Genomic DNA, 1959 nt, shown 5'->3' with positions numbered 1-1959 from the left:
TGTCGAGTCTCAGTTGATGGTTGACGGGTTGGCGTCAGGTGATGCTTGACGTCTGCCCTAGACGATCTTCCGGCGGTTGTGTTCGCCGGACTTGCGGATCACCACCTCCTTCCTGGTGACACGCGGGACGGTGGTGATCAGCTCTTGGCCGTGGAAGACCCGGATCGTTGTCTCGTCCAGGTGGGCGGTGACGACCTGGTGGGCATAGCCGCGGCCTAGCTGGATGCGCTGTCCGGCGACCATGAAGCCGCCGACGCTGCTGACCGTCCGCTCGGCGATCTGCTCGGCGGGCGGGGGCAGCAGCGGTGGTGGACCGGCCGGACGGCCACCCTGCAGGCGTCCGCAGGCTGAGGGCGGCAGGGGGCTGGGCAGGGTGGCCTTGAGGACACGCTGATCATCCAGGACTTGCAGGACTTTGCCGTCGAGCCGAAGAGTGACCCGCTGTCCCGCGAACGGCCAGCCGATCAGGACCTTGTCACCTGCCAGGCCGACGTAGCCGACCGCGTTGACGGTCCGGTCCACCTCCACCACCCCCTTCGTGTCCTTCGCCGGGCCGGGGTCGTCCGCCCATGGTCCGGCGGGACGGGCACCTCCGCCTGCCAGCAGGGCTTTGAGGTCGCGGCCGGACAGCTTCGAGGGCAGCGTCTTGTGCCGGCCGCCGCCTATGAGCACGTGCAGCCGGTTCACGTCGATCCGCAAAGTCACCGTGGTGCCGGCCAGGGCGGGACCAAACCAGATCTGCTGCCCGCGCAGGCTCAGGTTCCCCGACGCGGGCACCACCCGATCCACCTCGATCGCACCGATCTCCCCCTCGGCCATCGGCCAGGCCCGCGGCACCGGCTCTGGCTCTGGCTCAGGCCTCGCGGAGGCCGGAGCGGGGACCGGGTCGAGGCGTGCGGGCAGCACCACCGGCAGCGCGTCCTGCTCGGACCGCGGCCGGGGAACGAACCGGCTGGCCGGGACGGCCATGTCCAGGGCCTGGTGCGGCCGCATCCGGTTGTAGTCCTCCAGCCAGGCATCCACCACCGTCTGCGCCGTCGCCAGATCGACGAACGGTGCATGCCCGTCGAGGAGTTCACGCCGCAGGGTCTGGTGGAAGCGTTCGATCTTTCCCGTGGTCGTCGGGGACTGCGGCTTCGTCAGCCGGTGAGCGATGCCGTTCTCCCGGCAGATCCGGTCGAACATCGTCTCGCCCGGCTTGCCGGAGCCGAAGCGGGCGGTGAACTGCTTGCCGTTGTCGGTCAGCACCTCGCCGGGCACTCCGAACCGCACCAGTGCCTCGCCGAAGGCCAGACACACTGCCCGGGCCGTGGCCCGCTGCACCACCTTCGCGATCACCATGAACCGGGAGTGGTCGTCGATCCCGGTGACCATCTTGCACTCGCTGCCATCGGCCAGCAGGATCCCGCCGACGATGTCCATCTGCCACAGTTCCATCGCGGCAGATCGCTCCCACCTGCGGTAATCCGACCGGCGCCGCTTGCGCACTCCCGGCTCGATCAGACCGTTGCGGACCAGGACCCGGTAGACCGTCGCCCGGGACGGCACCGGCGTGAGGCCTCTGCGTTCCAGCTCGTGCACCAGCCTGCGCGGCCCCCAGCCTGGATGCCGGCGCCGTAACTCACACACCACCGCCTCCACCTCCCCGGCGATCCGGTGCGGACACGACGCCGGCCGGTGCGACCGGTCCGCCAATCCCGGCAGACCCGACTGCTCGTACTTGCGCACCCAGGAGTGCACCGACTGTCTCGACACCCCATACCGGGCCGCGACTTGGGTGACCGGAACCCCCGCGGCGACCTCCATCACCGCGTGATACCGCTGCTCGACCACGCTCAACTCCACCAGCACGGCCCCAGCCCTCCCTGCACGCGGATCAGACGCGCACAGCCAAGCCGAGGCAAGCGGTGTCAAGCATCAGGTGAAGCCACAACGTCAAGCATCAACCGAGACAAGACA

General features: G+C 69.2%; 1 protein-coding gene. It reads right to left on the bottom strand.

Annotation, left to right across the window (positions count from 1 at the left end; translation table 11 throughout):
- Nucleotides 1-57: 57 nt before the first annotated feature.
- Complete coding sequence (locus ABT288_RS49845) at nt 58-1839, bottom strand: IS481 family transposase (RefSeq protein ID WP_351623438.1); 1782 nt, start codon at nt 1837-1839, stop codon at nt 58-60.
- Nucleotides 1840-1959 lie beyond the last annotated feature (120 nt).

Origin of the sequence: Streptomyces sp. NPDC001093, from assembly GCF_040298985.1 — a bacterium.
Taxonomy (GTDB): domain Bacteria; phylum Actinomycetota; class Actinomycetes; order Streptomycetales; family Streptomycetaceae; genus Streptomyces.
The sequence above is the reverse complement of the archived record's forward strand: the minus strand, read 5'-3'. Positions and strand labels throughout refer to the sequence as shown.